Below are 18,532 nucleotides of genomic sequence, written 5' to 3'. Positions count from 1 at the left end.
GGATGATGCAACAGTATCTGTATTCGTTAATGGAAACAAGAAGGAAATTGCAACATCTTCGACGGGTGACTGGGGAGTCTTTGAAACTACTAAATTTAATGTTGATCTTCAAGCAGGGGATAATACACTGAAATTTGTAAAAGGGTCAGGTTATGTCCAACTAGATTATATAAAAACATCTCTTAATGAAGAAGAAACATCAAATGAAGAAACGCCAAAAGAAGAAGTACCAAATGAAGAAACACCAGAAAAAGAGCAACCGAAGCATAACACCTATGAAGCAGAAGATGCAACCCTAAATGGAGCTGCAGCTGTTAACGAAAGTGGTGATGCATCTGGTGGGAAATATGTAAGTGGTTATGATGACCCAGCGACAGATAGTGTTGAATTCAATGTAAATGTAGCTAATGCTGGTACTTATCAAGTAGAGTTATCGTATGCAACATTAATGGATGATGCAACAGTAGTTCTATACATTAATGGAAGTAAAAAAGAAGTCGCAACACCTTCTACAGGAGATTGGGGAGTCTTTGAAACCACTAAATTTAATGTCGATCTTCAAGCAGGGGATAATACATTAAAATTTGTAAAAGGATCAGGCTATGTCCAACTAGATTATATAAAAACATCTCCTAGTGACGGAACAGTAACTAACCCCCAAACGAGTGATTCAGGGATTATGTTATATGTATTTCTTGCTGTTCTAGCTCTTGCGGGTGGCGCATTATTAGTTGTTAGAAAAAGAACTCTAAACTAGTATTGAAAATCTAGATATAAACGTTATAAACCAAATTAGCAGTCAATATATGGCTGTTGATTTGGTTTATTAAATTACAATTAATTAATTCTTAAAGTAATTTAAATGATTATACTTTTTATGCAATTTACAATATAATTACGAGTGTAAACATATATGTTGAAGTAAAATAGCGCTTTTTATTAAATTTGCTGCATTAATTTCATATCGTTCTAAAGACTGAAAAACAAACTAAACTTGACCAAATTTATAGGTGTAGGTGAAATTAAATGAAAATGCAATTGCGAAAAGGTAATAGGGATTTAATTAAAGAAATAAATCGTTCATTAGTTATAGAACAAGTTCGATCGATTGGTCAAATATCTCGTACTGATCTAGCCAAGAAGACAGGATTAGGGCTTTCAACTATTACAAATATAGTAGAGGGCTTAATCAAGGAACGAATTATCTATGAGGTTGGTTCAGGGTTTTCCAACGGAGGAAGAAGGCCGGTATTTTTAAAATTCAATGAAGAAGCAGGGGCAGTTATCGGGGTAAAGGTTGAACCCAAAAAGGTTATCTTCGCTTTAACAGATTTAGATATCAAGATTATACTTAAAAGTGAAATCCCTTTAGATCCAGAAGTTTCAAATGAACAGTTGTTAAAGTTAATAATAAGAGAAATAGAAGCATTGAAAGCTCATTTAAGAACAGAACAACATTTATATGGAATTGGTATCGCGATATCTGGTTTAGTTGACCGTTCAAAAAATACACTTAAATATTCACCTATACTAAATTGGGAAAATTACGATTTCAGTCCTCTTGAGTCGTACTTTAAGATACCTGTTTTTGTTGATAATGATGCGAATGTTTTTACACTTGCACATATGTGGTCTGGAAAATGGAAGGAATACAATCATTTTATTGGTGTAACTTTTGGTGTAGGTACTGGTGCGGGAATTGTTGTGAATAAAGAGTTATACCGAGGTTCCTTTGGAGGGTCCGGTGAGTTTGGTCACATTGTTATCCAGCGTGAAGGGACTTTATGTTACTGTGGACAACGAGGTTGTTTGGAGATGTATGCATCTGATGATTATTTAATTCAAGAAACTAAGAATCTAGTGCAACTTGGGTTATCTGAAAAATTTAAGTCTAGCGAAAGCATTACCATCCAAGATATATATGTAGCAGCCCAACAGGGAGATAAAAATGTCCAACAGCTTCTTGTTAAGCAAGGGGAGAATTTAGGTATTGGGTTAAAAAGTATCGTGAACTTACTTAATCCTGAAGCAATCATTATTGGAGGGGAAGGTACGAAAGGAATGCCACATGTGGGTATTGGAATAAAAAAAGAGATAGCATTTAACTTCTTCTCAAAACACGAACAAAAATTAAATGTTCACATGTCAGACTTAGGGGACGATGTATGGTTAGTTGGTGCTTGTGCATTAGTACTTGACGATAAGTTTAAAGCACCTATTTATCAATGAATACATTAGCAATATAACATTGGATTAAAAGTATTAATTAGCACTGTTATTTCTCCTTACCCTGATCAACCATAGCCTTATAGACTTCTCGCTAATCCCTCCATTAATAATTATTTCTTGAAGTGGTTTTGTTTTCTTCTACCCACAATAAGCATTTTTAAAAAGGTGTACTATATCTCTTTTTTTAAGAGATCAATAGTACACCTTTTTATTTTGCGTTTTAACTTGTCAAACAAAAGACACCATCGTGTTAATGTAAACGGTTTCCTGTTTTTTTTTCTTGATGCATAATTAACACATATTAATTAAAGGAGGAAATAACAAATGAAAAAATTAAAGTATTCGTTATTATTTTCAGTATTACTAATTCTTACTCTTGTAAGTGTTGCGTGTTCATCTGATACGGAAGGCACTGCTAATAGTAGTGACACTAACCAGGGGGATGACAGTAATAACAGCAAGAATGTAGAAAAAACGGAAATTGATTACTGGCACACGTATGGAGAACAAGAAGAAGCTGTTTTATTTGAAGAAATTAAGCCAGCTTTTGAAGAGGAATTTCCTCAATATGAGTTAAAGTTAACTCGTCAACCATTAGAAGGTTTAAAGCAACAAGTTATAGCTGCTGTATCCGGTGGTGTTGCTCCAGATCTAATGCGAATGGATATTATTTGGACACCAGAATTTGCTGCATTAGGAGCTTTAGCTGAAGTAAGTGCTATGAAAGGTTTCGATGAAGTAAAAGAGAGACTATATGAATCTCCAATGAAAACAAACATATATGAGGGTGCGTATTACGGTGTACCTTTAAACACGAATACTAAAATTTCAGTTTACAATAAAGAGGTTTTGGAAGCGGCGGGATTCAGCGAGCCTCCAAAAACAATGGAAGAACTTGAAGAAGTGGCACAGGCAGCCGTTGCTAATGATGTTAAGGGTGCAATTAATGTTATGGGTGTAGGTAAAACTTGGGACTTTCTTCCATACTTTTGGAGCCTAGGTGGAACATTAACGAATGATGATGTCACTCAGTTCGAAGGTTACTTAAATAGTGATGAAAGTGTAGAAGCAATCGAAACATTATATGGTTGGTATAAAGATGGTTTAATAAGTGAAACGCTTTTAGGTGGAAGACCAGGAACATGGGAAGGTATTGAAACAGGAGAATATCTAGCGATTGATGATGGTCCTTGGTATTTCAGTATTTTAGGGAAGGATCAAAGTAAGCCAGATCCATTAGATTACACTGTAAGGGGTAATATTCCTGAAGGTGAAGGTGGTAGCCGCTCCGTAATTGGTGGAGAGAACTTAGTTGTATTTAAAAATGCAGAAAATAAAGAGGGTGCATGGACATTTGCTAAATGGATGACAAGTGAAAATGCTCAAGAGATTATGGCTAGGGGAACAGGATTAATTCCAACTAATAAGGACGCAGCGCAAGATGAACAATTCTTAGAATTACCATATGCTAACGAATATGTTGAACAACTTGAAACAGCATTACCACGTCCTACTTTACCGGGTTGGTCAGAAATTGATCGTATCATCTCTTTAAATGTTGAAAAAGTATTCCGTGGAGAATTGGATGTACAAGAAGCTTTGGATATTGCAGCAAAAGAAGCTGATGAAGTACTAAACGAAGAATAGACATTATTCTTGAATGGTTAAATCAGGAAAGAACACTTCATAAGTCTCTGGAGTGTTCTTTCACACTAAAGACTACCACTGAAAATAAAGGGGTGAAATAAATGAGTGAATCTACTATTCAACCAAAAAAAAAGGTTGGCTTTAAAAAAGGTTTGAAGCAATGGAAAGAAGTGCTTCCATTCTTGATTTTGGGTTTAATTGGAACAGGTGTATTCGTTATTTTTCCATTGTTTAAAGGTATAGTAATGAGTTTTCAAGACTACAGCATCATGCCAGGAGCTGAGAGTCCGTGGGTTGGTTTGGAAAACTATTTAAAAGCCTTTGAGGAAGAACAATTTAGATATGCGGTACGTAACACTCTTTTAAATACAATTGTGACGGTGCCTATCAATTGGTTCCTAGGCCTATTCTTTGCAGTATTAATCAATCTAAATTTTATAAAATTTAAAATTACATTTAGAACGTTATATTACGTCCCAATTATAACATCATGGATTGTGGTCTCGTTTTTATTCCGTTACTTATTTGCGTCTGGTGATGGTGGATTAGTTAACTATTTGCTGTATACACAGTTAGGAGTTATTGATGAACCCATTAACTGGTTGGGCAATCAATGGACTGCCATGTTAGTTATTTGGTCTTTGCATATTTGGAAGACAGTTGGTTGGGCACTTGTTATCTATTTGGCAGCACTACAAGGGATTCCTAAGTCGTTATATGAAGCTGCTGAAATTGATGGAGCAAATGCAATACAATTGTTTCGTCACATCACAATACCAATGGTTACACCTATTTCAATTTTCGTTATTATTCAATTGGTTATGGGTGCATTTAATATCTTCCCGCAAGTTTACTTTGTTACAGGTGGTGGACCAATGCACCAAACAGAAGTGTTGCAAAGTATGATTTATACGCAAGCTTTTGAAAACTTTAACTTTGGGTATTCTTCAGCACTAGGTGTAATGATGGGTATTGCAGTATTCCTATTAACATGGTCCCAACAGAAGAAAATAGGAAAACAAAAGTTTTATTAAATAAATTAAAAAAGGAGGGAAACCATTGAAAAATAAGAAGTCAAATATACTCTCAAAATTAGTAGTTTATTCCTTATTGTTATTAGGGGTAGTTGTTTTCATTTTTCCATTTATTTATATGATTCTTACTACATTCTTTACAGAGGCATATCAGCTACCAAAACCAGGAGAAGTACTTACAGTAAAGCCTAATTTAGAAAATTATGATAGAGTCTGGAACGAATATAAATTCTACCGTTATTTCTTAAATAGTACACTGGTTGCGGGTGTTGCCATGGTTGGAGGTCTCTTCTTAGGAGCAATGACAGCCTATTCATTTGTTCGATTTGAATTTCCTGGAAAAGAGATTTTATTTAGAGCATTCTTATTTACAATGATGATTCCACTTGTTTTGGCTATTGTTCCTCAGTTTACAGTGATTCAAAATCTAGGATTAGTAAATACCTATTGGGGTCTATGGTTAATATATATTGGTGGAGGGGTTGTTGGTTCGACTTTCTTCCTACGTGGTTTTTTTGAAACAATTCCAAAAGACTTAGAGGAATCAGTGATAATAGATGGTGGCGGTAATTGGAGAATATTCTGGAGTATTTATTTACCATTATCTAAACCTGCTTTAGCTACAATGGCAATATTCTCATTCCAAGGTACATGGGATGAATACTTTGTTGCTTTAACGATCATTAAAGATGAAGCGTTACGTACGTTACCGATTCAGTTAATGATGTTCCAAGGACAACACGCTAGTAACTGGGCATTAGTATTTGCAGCATCATTAATTGCTATCCTTCCAGTTGTAATAATCTATATTATTTTCCAAAAACGCTTTGTACAAAGTGGAGGCTCTGATGGAGCTATAAAAGGATAAATCGAATGATGAGGAGTAGGTGAACAAAATGATAAAGAATATCCGGATTATGCTGTTTTTAGGACTTGCATTGGGATTGATGGCTCTTGTGGGCTGTACAGAAGAAGAGCCAGAAGAGATTGATTTGTCAGTGAAATCCGAAACAATTGAGCAGGGCAAGTGGCTTAAAGAGGTTAACACTGATTTAGCAAGATATGAACCAGGAAAACCAGTTCAGTTTAAACTTTCTTTAAATGAAGAGGTTAATAAAGGTAAAGTATTTATTCAATACAAACATTTAGATAAAATAGTAGACGAACAAAATGTAAAAGTAAAAGGTGAAAATGAAATCACATGGGAATGGACACCTGCAGAAGACGATTTTACTGGATATATGGCAGAGGTGTTTTTGGTGAAATCTGACAAAGTGGTAGACCATCTAAATATTGGTGTTGATGTGTCTTCTGATTGGGGTAAATTTCCTAGATATGGTTATTTAGCAGATTATTTTATAAAAGATGAAGAACAACAAAAAAGTGTTATTGATAATTTAAATCGTTTCCACATTAACGGACTCCAGTTTTATGATTGGCAATGGTATCATGAGAAACCCGTTAAAACAGAAAATGGTCAAGTTGTTGACCAGTGGAAAGATATAGCAAATCGCATTGTTTATAAAGATGCTGTTGAGAACTATATCTCACTTGCCCACGATAGAAATATGAAAGCGATGAACTATAACTTGTTTTTTGGAGCAAGTAATGAATACGAGAAGTATGGGATAGAAAAAGAATGGGGACTTTTTAAAGATGCTAATGGTAATCAGTTAGACGTCCATCCACTTCCAACATTATGGGCTTATGATATTCAATTATTCAATCCAGGTGACCCTAATTGGCAAAATGCTATCTTTGATTCCCAGCAAGAAGTATTTGAAACTTTTGACTTTGATGGATGGCATGTCGATCAGTTAGGTGATCGTTCACCATTGTGGACTGCGGATGGAACGCCAATTAATCTTGCCCACACCTATCAACAATTTTTAGAAAATGCACATGAAGAATTACAGGTTGACTTGGTTATGAATGCAGTGTCACAATATGGTCAACAAGAAATCGCAAAAGCTCCTGTTGAGTTTCTATATACTGAATCATGGGATGAACCAATGTACCAAGATCTAAAGGGGATTATTGACCATAACTGGGAATTTAGTGATGGGGAACTTAATACGGTATTAGCTGCATATATGAACTATGATTTATCCGATTCTAGAGGTTACTTCAATGCACCTGGTATACTACTTGCAAATGCAACTATTTTTGCAGCGGGTGGTGCACATATAGAGCTTGGTGAGAATATGCTTTCGAAAGAATATTTTCCACACAAGACATTAGAAATTGAAGATGAACTTCATAATCAAATGGTTAGCTATTATGATTTTATGGTTGCATATGAAAATCTTCTACGTGACGGTGCAGTAGAAATAGATAAAGAAGTTACAACAGATAGTAATATTTCGATAACAAAAGATGCAAAACAAGGATCTGTCTGGAACTTTAACAAACAAAAAGATAACAAAGAAATTTTACACTTTATTAACTATACCGATGCGACTTCGATGGAATGGAAGGATGCAGATGGTACCCAACCTGAACCGAAACTGCAGGAAAATGTTTCTATTACGATTACCGCAGATAAAGAAGTATCCAAGGTTTGGATGGCGACACCAGATGCTTATAGTGGTTCAAGTATTGAACTCGATTATGTTCAAGAAGGAAATGAAGTTACTTTTACTCTACCATCATTAAAATATTGGGATATGGTTGTAGTAGAGTATAAGTCGTAGTTCTATGGCAAATAGTTGAATAGATTGTATGACAGATTAATCAATACACCATGATAAGAGGGATTAAACGATGGTTAAAAATATTGTTAATAACCGATTTGCTACAAAAGTTGTAATTGTAATTTTAATTGTCAGTTTAATCCCAACTATTTTTAATAGTATTTTCTTTTATGTTACATCATCGAACGTTGTCAAAGATAATGTGCGAGCTTCTTCGTTACAAATCGCTCGTCAGGCAGCGGATTCTCTATCATTTATTTTTTCTGTTGGTAGTGATACCTCGAATCTTATTTATAGTAATGAGAGCATCCAGGAAATTGTAGAACAGGATTTAAATGAACAACTGTCTTATGTAGAGCGGCAAGAAAATAATGATTACCTTGATTCTTTATTGAACTCGAATATCTACTCAAGTTCTTTTGTTCGTATGATTTACGTATTGAAGGAAACAGGAAAGAGTTGGGGAAGTGGCACATTTTCTGAGCACAAGTTATCTAAATATGAATTTGAGGACTTAAGTTGGGTATCCAAAGCCAGAGAACAAGATGGTAAACTTGTATGGGAAAGACTGCAGTTAGATCGTTTTAGTGGTGCAGGGGAAAGAACAGAATACGTGTTACCTATTACTCGTACCATGAAGGATTTTGATGATTTAAGTAACATTGCTTATATTCAGGTATATCTTGATGGAAACTCCATTCTTGAAAAGATTAATAAGCTTAAACTGGGAGAAACGGGGCGTTTTTTTGTTGTTAATCGGCAAGGAAAAGTCATGATTGACCCGGATATCGATAAGATCAACCAGGAAATTTCAAATCCTTCACTATATGAGCATGTAGTAAAAAACAATGATATAGAATTCGAATATAAAGAAGAAGGAACAGCTATCTATGGGGTAAAACAGCATCTATCAAATGGTTGGACTCTTGTAGGGGTTGTTCCCATTCATGAAATTACAAATGAATTAACGAAAATTCAACACATTTCGATTTTAACATCTATACTACTAGGTATTTTTATAATCGTGATCGGAATTATTGTCTCAAATCGGGTGACCAAGCCTATCAAGGTGTTGACAAATCAAATGAAACTCGTTGGTGCTGGAGACTTTAGAGCTAAAACTAGTGTAGCTACATCTGATGAAATAGGTATGATGAGTCAACAATTTAATGTGATGACTCAACAAGTTGAACGCTTGTTGGAACAGGTGAAACAAGAACAGATTCAAAAGAAAGAGGCAGATTTGCGAGCGGTTAAGCATCGCATAAATCCTCACTTTCTATTTAATTCTTTAAGTACTATCAAATGGTTAGTTAAGTTTAAACAGTATGACCGTGCGAATTCAGCTTTAGTCGCATTAACACGCCTACTTGAAGCGAATATGGGGAAAAAAGGGACGTTTGTGACCATTGAGGACGAAATAGACTTTATTCAAAAGTTCATTGAACTCTTAGAAATACGATATGAACAAACTTTTCATTTGAAAGTAAACATGAGTGGGGAAGTGGCTGGTTATCTAATTCCACAAATGCTTTTACAACCAATAGTCGAAAATGCGATATTTCATGGTATTGTTCCTACTGGCAAACAGGGGGAAATAGAGATATCTGCTCGACAATTTGCGGATGGTATAGAAATCGTCGTTTACGATAATGGAATAGGTATTAAAGAAGAAAGATTAGCACAAATTCAACAAGATTCTGCTACTTCTAAATCTTTTGTTGGTATTGGGTTACTGCATGTGTTTGATTCCATCAACCTTTATTATTCAACAGATTCTTCTGTTGACATTTATAGTAATTCTGGCGGAACGGTTGTTAAACTAATTTTGATACCGAAAAAATAGAGGTGGATATATGTGTAATGTAATAATTGTTGATGATGAACCAGTCATACGATTTGGATTAAAGGCATCGATAAACTGGGAAGCAGAAGGTTTAACATTATTAGGCGATTTTCCAAATGGTGAAGAGGCCATTAAGGCAATGAGTGAAAATCCTGTTGATATTTTAATAACAGATATCAAAATGCCGATAATGGATGGATTAACACTGATGAAAGAAGCTTTGAAAATATTCCCTAATTTAAAAGTTATTTTAGTTAGTAGTTATAATGATTTTGAATATGTCCAAGAAGGTCTGCGGTACGGAGCAATTGACTATGTTCTGAAACCAACGCTAGAACCGGATGAATTTTTACAATTAATCAAAAAATGTGTGAAAAAAATAAGAGAAGAACGCGATATTAATACCAAGTTACATCTTGTTGATCAGACCAAACTTTTACAGGAAAGAAAACAACTGGAACAAAAGTTAAAAAAGATGCTCCTTCAGGGAAAGGATCACCCTTATCTAGATCATAAAGAGGCTTGGATGTCAGGATCTCTATTAGTCGTTTATGCAAAAATTGATGATATAGATGATGTAGAAGAGAGATTTGGAGATTTATACAGTAGCTTTGCCCTTGAAGAAATTCATGAACGTTTTTACAGTGAATTCTTTGAAGGAGTTTGCCTGGTCATTGGGGAAACAGAGATTCTTTTTTTGCTAAAAGAAGTAATGAGTCCAGAGCAAGAAATCAACCAATTGAAAAAAAGTATTTTAGAAGATTTCGATTTAAATTTTTCTTTTGGGTATCATGTTATTAGAGATTTAAAAGACATAAATAACGGTGTTAAATGTAGTCGTATCGCCTACAAAAAGAGATTCTTTCATCCAGAACAAGACGTATTTAAATATGACCTACCAAATGAACATAACTACAATCGATTAAAGGCTGAACAATTGAAACAGTTTCTGTTACCATTTGATGAAAAAAAGGTTAAAAATTTTATCGAAGATAGGTATGAACAATGGAATAAAGAGGAAATGGATCCTGATGAAATTCAACAAGAAGCAACAGATATTTTAACAAATCTATTTTATGACAAGCTTGATCTTACTCTATTACTGGCTAAATGTTCTGAACTTAACAAAACAGAAACGCTTGATGGCTTATTCAGTTTACTTGTAAAACAAATTGACGAGTGCTCTACGCTGATTAATGATCAGGATGATAAACCTTATGTAGACAATGGATTAATGGAAGAGGCTTTAGAGTATATACATCAGTATTATACTGAAATGTTAACACTTCAGATGGTTGCGGACCATATTCATATCAGCCGAAATTACTTCAGTATTTTATTTAAAAGGTATAGTGATAAAAACTTTATTGATTATGTGATCGACCTTCGTATTAAGAAAGCAGCAGAGTTATTAATGAACACCTCATTAAAAGTTTACGAAGTTGCCAAGAAATCGGGATTTAATGATGTGAAGTATTTTAGTAAGTTGTTTAAAAAAATGACGGGACATTCTCCAGGCGATTATCGAGCCGAGCATCAAAAGTAGGGAAGGGATATTGTGATGCAAATGCGACAAGGGATATTTATATTGTTGTTGATTTTGATTATACTTGCGACTGCTTGTGGTGATCAATCTATTATGAATGGTCAGGATGACAAGTCTATGAATACCAATCAAAAGAAGGAAGAAATTATAATTTGGCATACGTTTAGTGAGAAAGAAACGAATATATTCGAAAATTATATTATACCTTTATTTGAAAAAGATTTTCCCATGATTGAAGTCACTCCTGTACGTCAGGCCTACAGTGAGGAATTAAAATCAGCAATTATTGCGAGAGCATCAACAAATAAACCTCCTGATATAGTGCGGATGGATATTGCATGGCTTCCAAAATTTGCTCAGCTCCAACTGTTATATCCAGTCAGTAATTTTGAAGACTTTAAAGACATCAAAAATAGGCTATACGAAGAACCTTTGGCATCAAACCTTTATAAGGGAAAGTACTATGGCGTCCCTCTAAATACGAATACCAAAGTTGCGATTTATAATCAGAAACTAATTGAAAAATTTGGAATTGAGAAACTGCCAGAATTAATGAAAGAATTAATCGATATAGTTGAGAAGAATAATTTGGTGATTGGAATCGACGACCTTAGTCCATGGGAGACTTATCACTATTTTCATGGATTGGGTGGGGTTTTAATGAATTCCTCTTATTCAAAAGCACAGGGATACTTGGATAGTGAACAAAGTATTAAGGCTGTAAAGAAACTCTTAGAGCTATACAAAAATGGTAACTTAACACCAAAGCTTTTTGATGCCCCAAACACGTGGGAGGGTGTTTTAGATAGGACTTATTTTATGATTGATGAAGGACCCTGGTTTTACAGTGTTAATTCACAAGAAAAAATTGACTTTATAAATGAATTAACAGTTTCATCTCCTTTTCCCGAAACCGATGGAAAAAGAGCAGTTTTAGGTGGGGAGAACTTAGTTATTTCAAAAGGTACAAAACATCTTGAGGCTTCTTGGACTTTTGTTAAGTGGATGACGAGTGAAGTGCCACAGACTCAACTGGCCAGAACAGGTTTAATACCTTCTAATAAACAAATTAATTTAACAAGTTTTAAGCAATTCCCCTATTATCAGACCTATTTAAACAGTCTGGATGATACAATTATTCGCCCCCCGGTAGCTGAGTGGGTTGAGATTAGAGAGGTATACATGAGGTACTTTAAACTGATTTTTACAGAAAGTATCAGTGTAGAAGAAGCGCTGTCAAGAGCGGCAATTGAAATAGATGAATTACTAGAAGAGAAAGGAAGGTAATTATGCAAAGAAAATGGTGGAAAGAAAGTGTAGTTTATCAAGTATATCCTAGGAGCTTTAAAGATAGTAATGGAGATGGAATTGGTGATATAAAAGGGATTACATCAAAAATTGATTATTTAAAAGAATTAGGTATTGATGTTATTTGGTTGTCCCCTGTCTACAAGTCGCCAAATGATGATAATGGCTATGATATTAGCGACTATCAGGCGATTATGGATGAATTTGGTACAATGGAAGATTTAGAAGAGTTGTTAGATGAGCTCCATAAACGTGGTATGAAACTGATGATGGACCTTGTAGTAAATCATTCTTCAGACGAGCATAATTGGTTTGTTGAATCTAAGAAGTCTAAAGATAATCCGTACAGAGACTACTATATCTGGAAACCAGGTGAAAATGGTCAAGAACCAAATAACTGGACTTCGTTTTTTGGCGGATCAGCATGGCAATACGATGAGACAACGGATGAATACTTCCTTCATTTATTTAGTAAAAAACAACCGGATCTAAATTGGGAGAATCCCAAATTAAGAAAAGAAATATACGACATGATGACATGGTGGCTAGAAAAAGGAATTGATGGATTCAGGATGGATGTTATTAATCTGATTTCAAAAGCTGATGGATTGCCAAGTGCCCCAGGTGGTAAAAGGTATGATTGGGGTGGCGAATTTTTCATGAATGGACCAAGAGTTCATGAATATCTGCAAGAAATGAACAGAGAAGTACTATCAAAGTATGACATGATAACGGTAGGAGAATGCCCAGGCGCTTCTACAGATGATGCAATAAAGTACGCAAACAATGAAGATACAGAATTAAACATGATTTTTACTTTTGAACATATGGATATAGACTCAGGTCCTGGCGGGAAATGGGATCTGAAGCCATGGAAACTTAAGGATTTAAAAGAAGTCATGACGAAATGGCAAAAAGATTTAGAAGGAAAGGGCTGGAATAGTCTCTATTTGAATAACCATGATCAGCCAAGAATGGTATCACGTTTTGGGAATGATGAAGAATATCATGATCAATCTGCAAAAATGCTTGCAACATTCCTTCACATGATGCAAGGCACACCTTACATTTACCAAGGGGAAGAACTCGGTATGACAAATGTTCGTTTTGACTCTGTAGAAGAATATAATGATATAGAGATTAAAAACATGTATCGAGAAAAAGTTATCGAAGGTAAAGAGGACCATCAAAAAGTAATGGAAGCAATATATGAAAAGGGGAGAGATAACGCAAGAACCCCTGTCCAGTGGGATGATAGTGAGAATGCAGGGTTCACTTCCGGAAAACCTTGGTTAAACGTAAATCCAAACTATAAAGTTATTAATGCCAAAAACGCCTTAGAGAATAAAGATTCTATTTTCTATTATTATCAAAAACTAATACAGTTAAGAAAAGAGTATGACATTATTGTTTATGGCACATATGATCTTATTATGGAAGATGACGACAAGATCTATGCGTATACACGTACGCTAGGGGAAGAAAAGCTTTTAGTTATTTGTAATTTCTCATCAGAAACAGCAGATTTTGTGTTGCCAGAACATATTAATTATCAATCTGCTAATTTACTAATAAGTAATTATGAACAGAATAGTGAAGATATATCATTAATTGCATTAAAGCCATATGAGTCTAGAGTGTATCTTTTAAAATAAGGCCGTTTTTATTATAATTTGTTGCTATGTAATTGCCGTAATTGAAATAAACTGTGACATAATCGTGCTTCAATGAAGAATCAAAGTACTTATGCTTCAATAACATGAGGGAAGATGTCGAAAAGAAAGTTCTCAGTGTCGCAGTTTATATCTAACGGCTAAGTAAACTTGATCATCCAAGATATGTGGACAATGATTATTTTAAAGATAGCCAAATAATAGTAATCACAGCTTCTGCTACTTATAAAAATATTTGGAGGATACAATATGAATAAAAACAAATTGCTACTATGTTTAGTAATTCTGATAAGCGCAATATTGGCTTTAACGGGATGTACGGAAACAGACTCAGAATCAACAAGTGGTGAATATGAATTAAATACTGGGATAGACCCGATCGTAGGTGAAACTATCGAACAAGGTAAATGGTTAGGAAAACTTTCAACAGATTTAGCTGCATATAAACCAGGTGAAACTGTTACTTTACAGATGCTTTTACAAGAAGATGTGCAGGAAGGTAAGTTAGTAGTCAATTATAAACATTTAGATGAAAGCGTTTATCATCAAGAAGTAGAGTTAAATGGTGAGAAAGAGATTACATGGTCATGGACACCTGATGATAAAGACTTTATGGGTTATATGGTTGAAGTAGTGTTAATGCAAAAAAACAAACCTGTTGACTTTAAAACAATTGCTGTAGATGTATCTTCGGATTGGAGCAAGTTCCCTAGATACGGATATTTAGCAGATTTTCCAGAAATGGATGAAAAAGAACAAGCAGCGGTCATCGAGAACCTTAATCGATATCATATCAATGGTATACAATTCTACGATTGGCAAGATAGACACGATAAGCCATTAAAAGTCGAAAACGGAGAAGTGGCAACCGAATGGCAAGATATTGCAAACAGAAAAGTCTCAAAAAAGACTGTAGAAACTTACATTAAAATTGCTCATGAGAATAATATGAAAGCAATGAACTACAATTTATTATTTGGTGGCAATAACAACTATGAAGAACTTGGTGTAAAAAAAGAATGGGGAATATACAAAGATAGTAATGGGAAAGTACAAGACTTTCATCCACTTCCAGAGCAATGGAAGACAGACATTTTTTTATTTGACCCTTCCAATCAAGGATGGCAAGACTTTATTTTTGAACAAGAGAAGGAAGTATTTGAGCATTTAGCCTTTGATGGTTGGCATGTTGACCAACTCGGCAGTAGGGGAGATGTTTGGGACTGGAATGGAGAAAAGTTAAATTTACCTTCGACTTATGGTCCGTTCATGGAAAACGCAAAAGAAAGATTGCAAGTTGACCTAGTGTTAAACGCTGTTTCGCAATATGGACAGGCCCAAATTGCTCAATCCCCTGTTGAATTTTTGTATACGGAATCATGGGAACATACTTATTATAAACAATTGAAAGAACTAATTGATCAGAACAATATGTTAAGTGGTGGAAAATTAAATACGGTATTAGCCGCCTATATGAACTATGACCTTGCTGATTCACCAGGCGAATTTAATACCCCAGGTGTGTTATTAACCGATGCCGTTATTTTTGCTTCAGGTGGTGCTCATATTGAACTTGGTGAAAATATGTTAGCAAAAGAGTATTTTCCTAATAAGTCTTTAACAATAACAGAAGAATTAAAAGAACAATTAGTAAACTATTATGATTTTTCGGTAGCATATCAAAATCTTTTAAGAGATGGGGCTGTAGAGGTAGAAAAAGAAGTTAATTCTACTAGTGACGTCTCAATCTCCAATCAAGCTCAAAAAGGTTCCATTTGGAACTTCGCGAAAGAAAGAGATAACAAAGACATTTTACACTTTATTAATTTCACTGACGCAACAACTATGGAATGGAAAGACAATCAAGGTAATCAAGCAGAACCTGAACGGAAAGAGGACATTTCCATTACAGTCAATGTTGATAAGGAAGTATCTAATGTTTGGATGGCTTCGCCAGACTTTTATAATGGAGCTGCAGTTGATCTGGAATATCAACAAGAAGGTGATCAACTTACGTTCACCCTCCCATCATTAAAGTATTGGGATATGGTTGTTGTAGAATATTAAATTGAGAAGAAGCAGGGGACGGTTCTTAAAGAACCGTCCCCTGCTTTTCCTCACTTTCTCGTTCCCCTATAATTTAAATGAAGTCAGTGACTCTTTAAGTTCTTTCGCTTTTTTACTAAGGTTTTGCATATATGCGCTCATTTCTTCAGTTGAAGCGTGTTGTTCTTCCATTGAAGCAGAAACTTCTTCAACGGAAGCGGAAGTCTCTTCAGTTACAGCACCTATGTTATTTAACGAATTCATTACAATTGTTTTTACCTCATCCAGTGTACTCACTTGTTCATGAATACGATCAATTTGATCAATCGTATAAGAGGTTAAACTTTCTAATTCATTGAAAACTTTCTCTGTTTCCTTAACTGCATTCCCTTGATGCTCAAAGTTAATGGAAGCATTCTTAGACACATTTATTGTCTTATTCGTTTCCTCTGTAATCATAGATATAACTTGTTTCACTTTATTTGAAGCTTTATGGGATTCATCAGATAATTTTCTTACTTCCTGAGCTACTACGGCAAATCCTTTTCCATGTTCTCCAACACGCGCGGCTTCAATAGAAGCATTTAGCGACAATAGATTCGTTTGTTCTGCAATGTCAGTAATAACATTGGTGAAATTATATATTTCAGAAATCCTCTTAGATAAGGCTTCAATGCTTTCTTTGATTGCATCTATTGATTGCTCACTAACTTGTTGTTTTGATACCAAATCAGTAAGAATATCCATTCCCTTTTGGTTACTTGAAAGCATTTCGCTTGATTTAACCTTCATACTTTCGGAATACGCTTTTACATCACTAACACTTTTTTCTAATGAATAACCATGTTCTACAGCATCCGCGGAGTCTTTTGCTTGGTCTGATGCACCGCTCGCAATTTCATCTATTGAAGTAGATACCTGTTCAATAGATTGCGAGTTTTGATTAGACATAGCCTCCAAGCTTGTTGCTGTTTGTGTAACCTCCTCAGAAATTAGCTTCGAATGAGAGACGAGCCTTTTAATTTCATCAATCATTTGATTGAAAGATGTTCCAAGCTCACCAATTTCATCATTTGATTGGATGTTAACCTTTTGGGTTAAGTCTCCCTTTGCAACCTGTTTAGACATTTTAGAAAGCTTTAAAATCGGTTGTGTTAGTTTTCTGGAAGCAGCTACTGATACGATAGTTATGACCACTACTAACAAACCAATAATAATAAAGGTATTCACTAATAATGTCCTAATAGGATCTTGGACTTCTTCAAAGCCTATTTCCGTAATAATACTCCAATTTAAACCTTCTATTTCAAGTGGTGCATATGCACTATATACTCTTGCCCCTTTATAATCTTCGAGTATTTCTACGTTTGTTTTATCTGCAAAAGCTTTGTTTACGGCTTCTGTTTGTACCTCTTTTATACCCAGTGTTTTTTCTTTAGAGAAATGAGAATCCGATCGCATCGTCCGGTCTTCTGCTACTATATAGGTTTCTCCAGTTTCGCCTAGCCCACTTCGGTCTGCCATCAATTTGTTAATACTATCATCCGAAATTTGAAGAGCTATAACTCCTAGAAAGCCTTGCGATGTATCGTAAATAGGAGCTGATAAAAATGCGGTCGGTCCATTGGTAGGCTCATAGAATGCATAGTCTGAGATACTCATGATTTGACTATCTTTACTTGTATTAAATGCAACTGCAAGGTTTGAATCTTTAAAAGGTCCTTCTATTATGTTTGTATCGTAATCATCTTCTCGTTGTACGCTATAAAAAACATTTCCTTCTTTATCAATTAAGAATAGATCATTGAAATCAAAGGTATTTAAATACTCCGTGAAGTACATATCTAACTCATTCATCGCCGTTAAATATTCCATGCTTGCAATACCATTATCGTAGCCATTGTCTAGCTCAGCAAATCCCTCGCGAACATCCGCGCTAAATGACATGTTACTTAATTCTTTATATTTTTGCTCAAAATAATCTTCAACTTGATCTTTCTTAAGATCTCTTATCGTTTCTAGTTTATTTTTTGTTTCTGTTTCTAAGGCACTGGAAGCTTGCCACGCAATAATAGTTGAACTAATTAATATAGGTAGAATCGAGATACTAAGTAAGAGAATTATAAATTTAGTTGATAATTTCCTTTTCTTCACTTTTTCCACTTTCTTTTTCTGTTTTTTTCTATCCTTTTTATTCTCTTTAGAAATCGCTTTCATTTAATAACACCCTCAGTTCATTTAGATTGAATAACGAGTTACCAAACATATGTATTTTCTTTGTTGACTCTTAAATAGAAGTAACATTTCTATAATTGTATAAGATTGTCGAGTTTTATTGTAGGTATCATATTTTGATAATGGTAACAGAATTTTATATGGAGATGTGCCTAGTATAGTAAATAGGTTCAATTAAATATAAAAAGACCACCGTTTTCATAGTAAAATAGAAGTACCTATCACAGAACTTCCAATTTACTAAACCCAAACCAATAGGAGATGAAAACGATGGT

At 34.7% G+C, this 18,532-nt stretch carries 12 protein-coding genes; 11 read left to right on the top strand and 1 reads right to left on the bottom strand.

What is annotated here, in order from left to right:
* From D2K40_RS15500 to D2K40_RS15450, 11 genes are all read left to right on the top strand, one after another.
* The coding region (locus tag D2K40_RS15500; protein ID WP_117157250.1) for a CBM35 domain-containing protein at positions 1-757 on the top strand (757 nt) is incomplete at its 5' end.
* 269 nt (positions 758-1,026) lie between these two features.
* Positions 1,027-2,229, top strand: a complete 1,203-nt coding sequence (locus D2K40_RS15495) for an ROK family protein (protein WP_117157249.1) — start codon at positions 1,027-1,029, stop codon at positions 2,227-2,229.
* A gap of 324 nt (positions 2,230-2,553) precedes the next feature.
* Positions 2,554-3,876 (top strand): extracellular solute-binding protein, encoded by a 1,323-nt coding sequence (locus tag D2K40_RS15490; RefSeq protein WP_117157248.1) that lies wholly within the window; start codon positions 2,554-2,556, stop codon positions 3,874-3,876.
* A 101-nt stretch (positions 3,877-3,977) separates the two neighbouring features.
* Positions 3,978-4,910: a carbohydrate ABC transporter permease gene (locus tag D2K40_RS15485; protein ID WP_117157247.1), complete on the top strand. Its 933-nt coding sequence runs from the start codon at positions 3,978-3,980 to the stop codon at positions 4,908-4,910.
* Positions 4,911-4,935: 25 nt separating this feature from the next.
* Complete coding sequence (locus D2K40_RS15480; RefSeq protein WP_229666770.1) at positions 4,936-5,778, top strand: carbohydrate ABC transporter permease; 843 nt, start codon at positions 4,936-4,938, stop codon at positions 5,776-5,778.
* Positions 5,779-5,806: 28 nt separating this feature from the next.
* Entirely contained in the window at positions 5,807-7,603 is a 1,797-nt protein-coding gene (locus D2K40_RS15475; protein ID WP_117157246.1) for a glycoside hydrolase family 66 protein, read from the top strand.
* A 70-nt stretch (positions 7,604-7,673) separates the two neighbouring features.
* Positions 7,674-9,449, top strand: a complete 1,776-nt coding sequence (locus tag D2K40_RS15470; protein ID WP_117157245.1) for a cache domain-containing sensor histidine kinase — start codon at positions 7,674-7,676, stop codon at positions 9,447-9,449.
* 10 nt (positions 9,450-9,459) lie between these two features.
* Positions 9,460-10,995, top strand: a complete 1,536-nt coding sequence (locus tag D2K40_RS15465; RefSeq protein WP_117157244.1) for a response regulator transcription factor — start codon at positions 9,460-9,462, stop codon at positions 10,993-10,995.
* A gap of 15 nt (positions 10,996-11,010) precedes the next feature.
* Positions 11,011-12,282 (top strand): extracellular solute-binding protein, encoded by a 1,272-nt coding sequence (locus tag D2K40_RS15460; RefSeq protein ID WP_117157243.1) that lies wholly within the window; start codon positions 11,011-11,013, stop codon positions 12,280-12,282.
* A 2-nt stretch (positions 12,283-12,284) separates the two neighbouring features.
* Positions 12,285-13,958, top strand: a complete 1,674-nt coding sequence (locus D2K40_RS15455) for a glycoside hydrolase family 13 protein (RefSeq protein WP_117157242.1) — start codon at positions 12,285-12,287, stop codon at positions 13,956-13,958.
* 267 nt (positions 13,959-14,225) lie between these two features.
* On the top strand, positions 14,226-16,043 hold the full coding sequence (locus tag D2K40_RS15450; protein ID WP_117157241.1) for a glycoside hydrolase family 66 protein: 1,818 nt from the start codon (positions 14,226-14,228) through the stop codon (positions 16,041-16,043).
* A 66-nt stretch (positions 16,044-16,109) separates the two neighbouring features.
* Here D2K40_RS15450 and D2K40_RS15445 read toward each other — a convergent pair whose 3' ends face one another.
* The gene (locus tag D2K40_RS15445; RefSeq protein WP_117157240.1) at positions 16,110-18,239 is read right to left on the bottom strand and encodes a methyl-accepting chemotaxis protein; all 2,130 of its coding nucleotides are present in this window, start codon (positions 18,237-18,239) and stop codon (positions 16,110-16,112) included.
* Between the last annotated feature and the right edge of the window lie 293 nt (positions 18,240-18,532).

The sequence above is a fragment of the Paraliobacillus quinghaiensis genome (assembly GCF_003426025.1).
GTDB classification, from domain to species: Bacteria; Bacillota; Bacilli; order Bacillales; family Amphibacillaceae; genus Paraliobacillus_A; species Paraliobacillus_A quinghaiensis.
The sequence above is the reverse complement of the archived record's forward strand: the minus strand, read 5'-3'. Positions and strand labels throughout refer to the sequence as shown.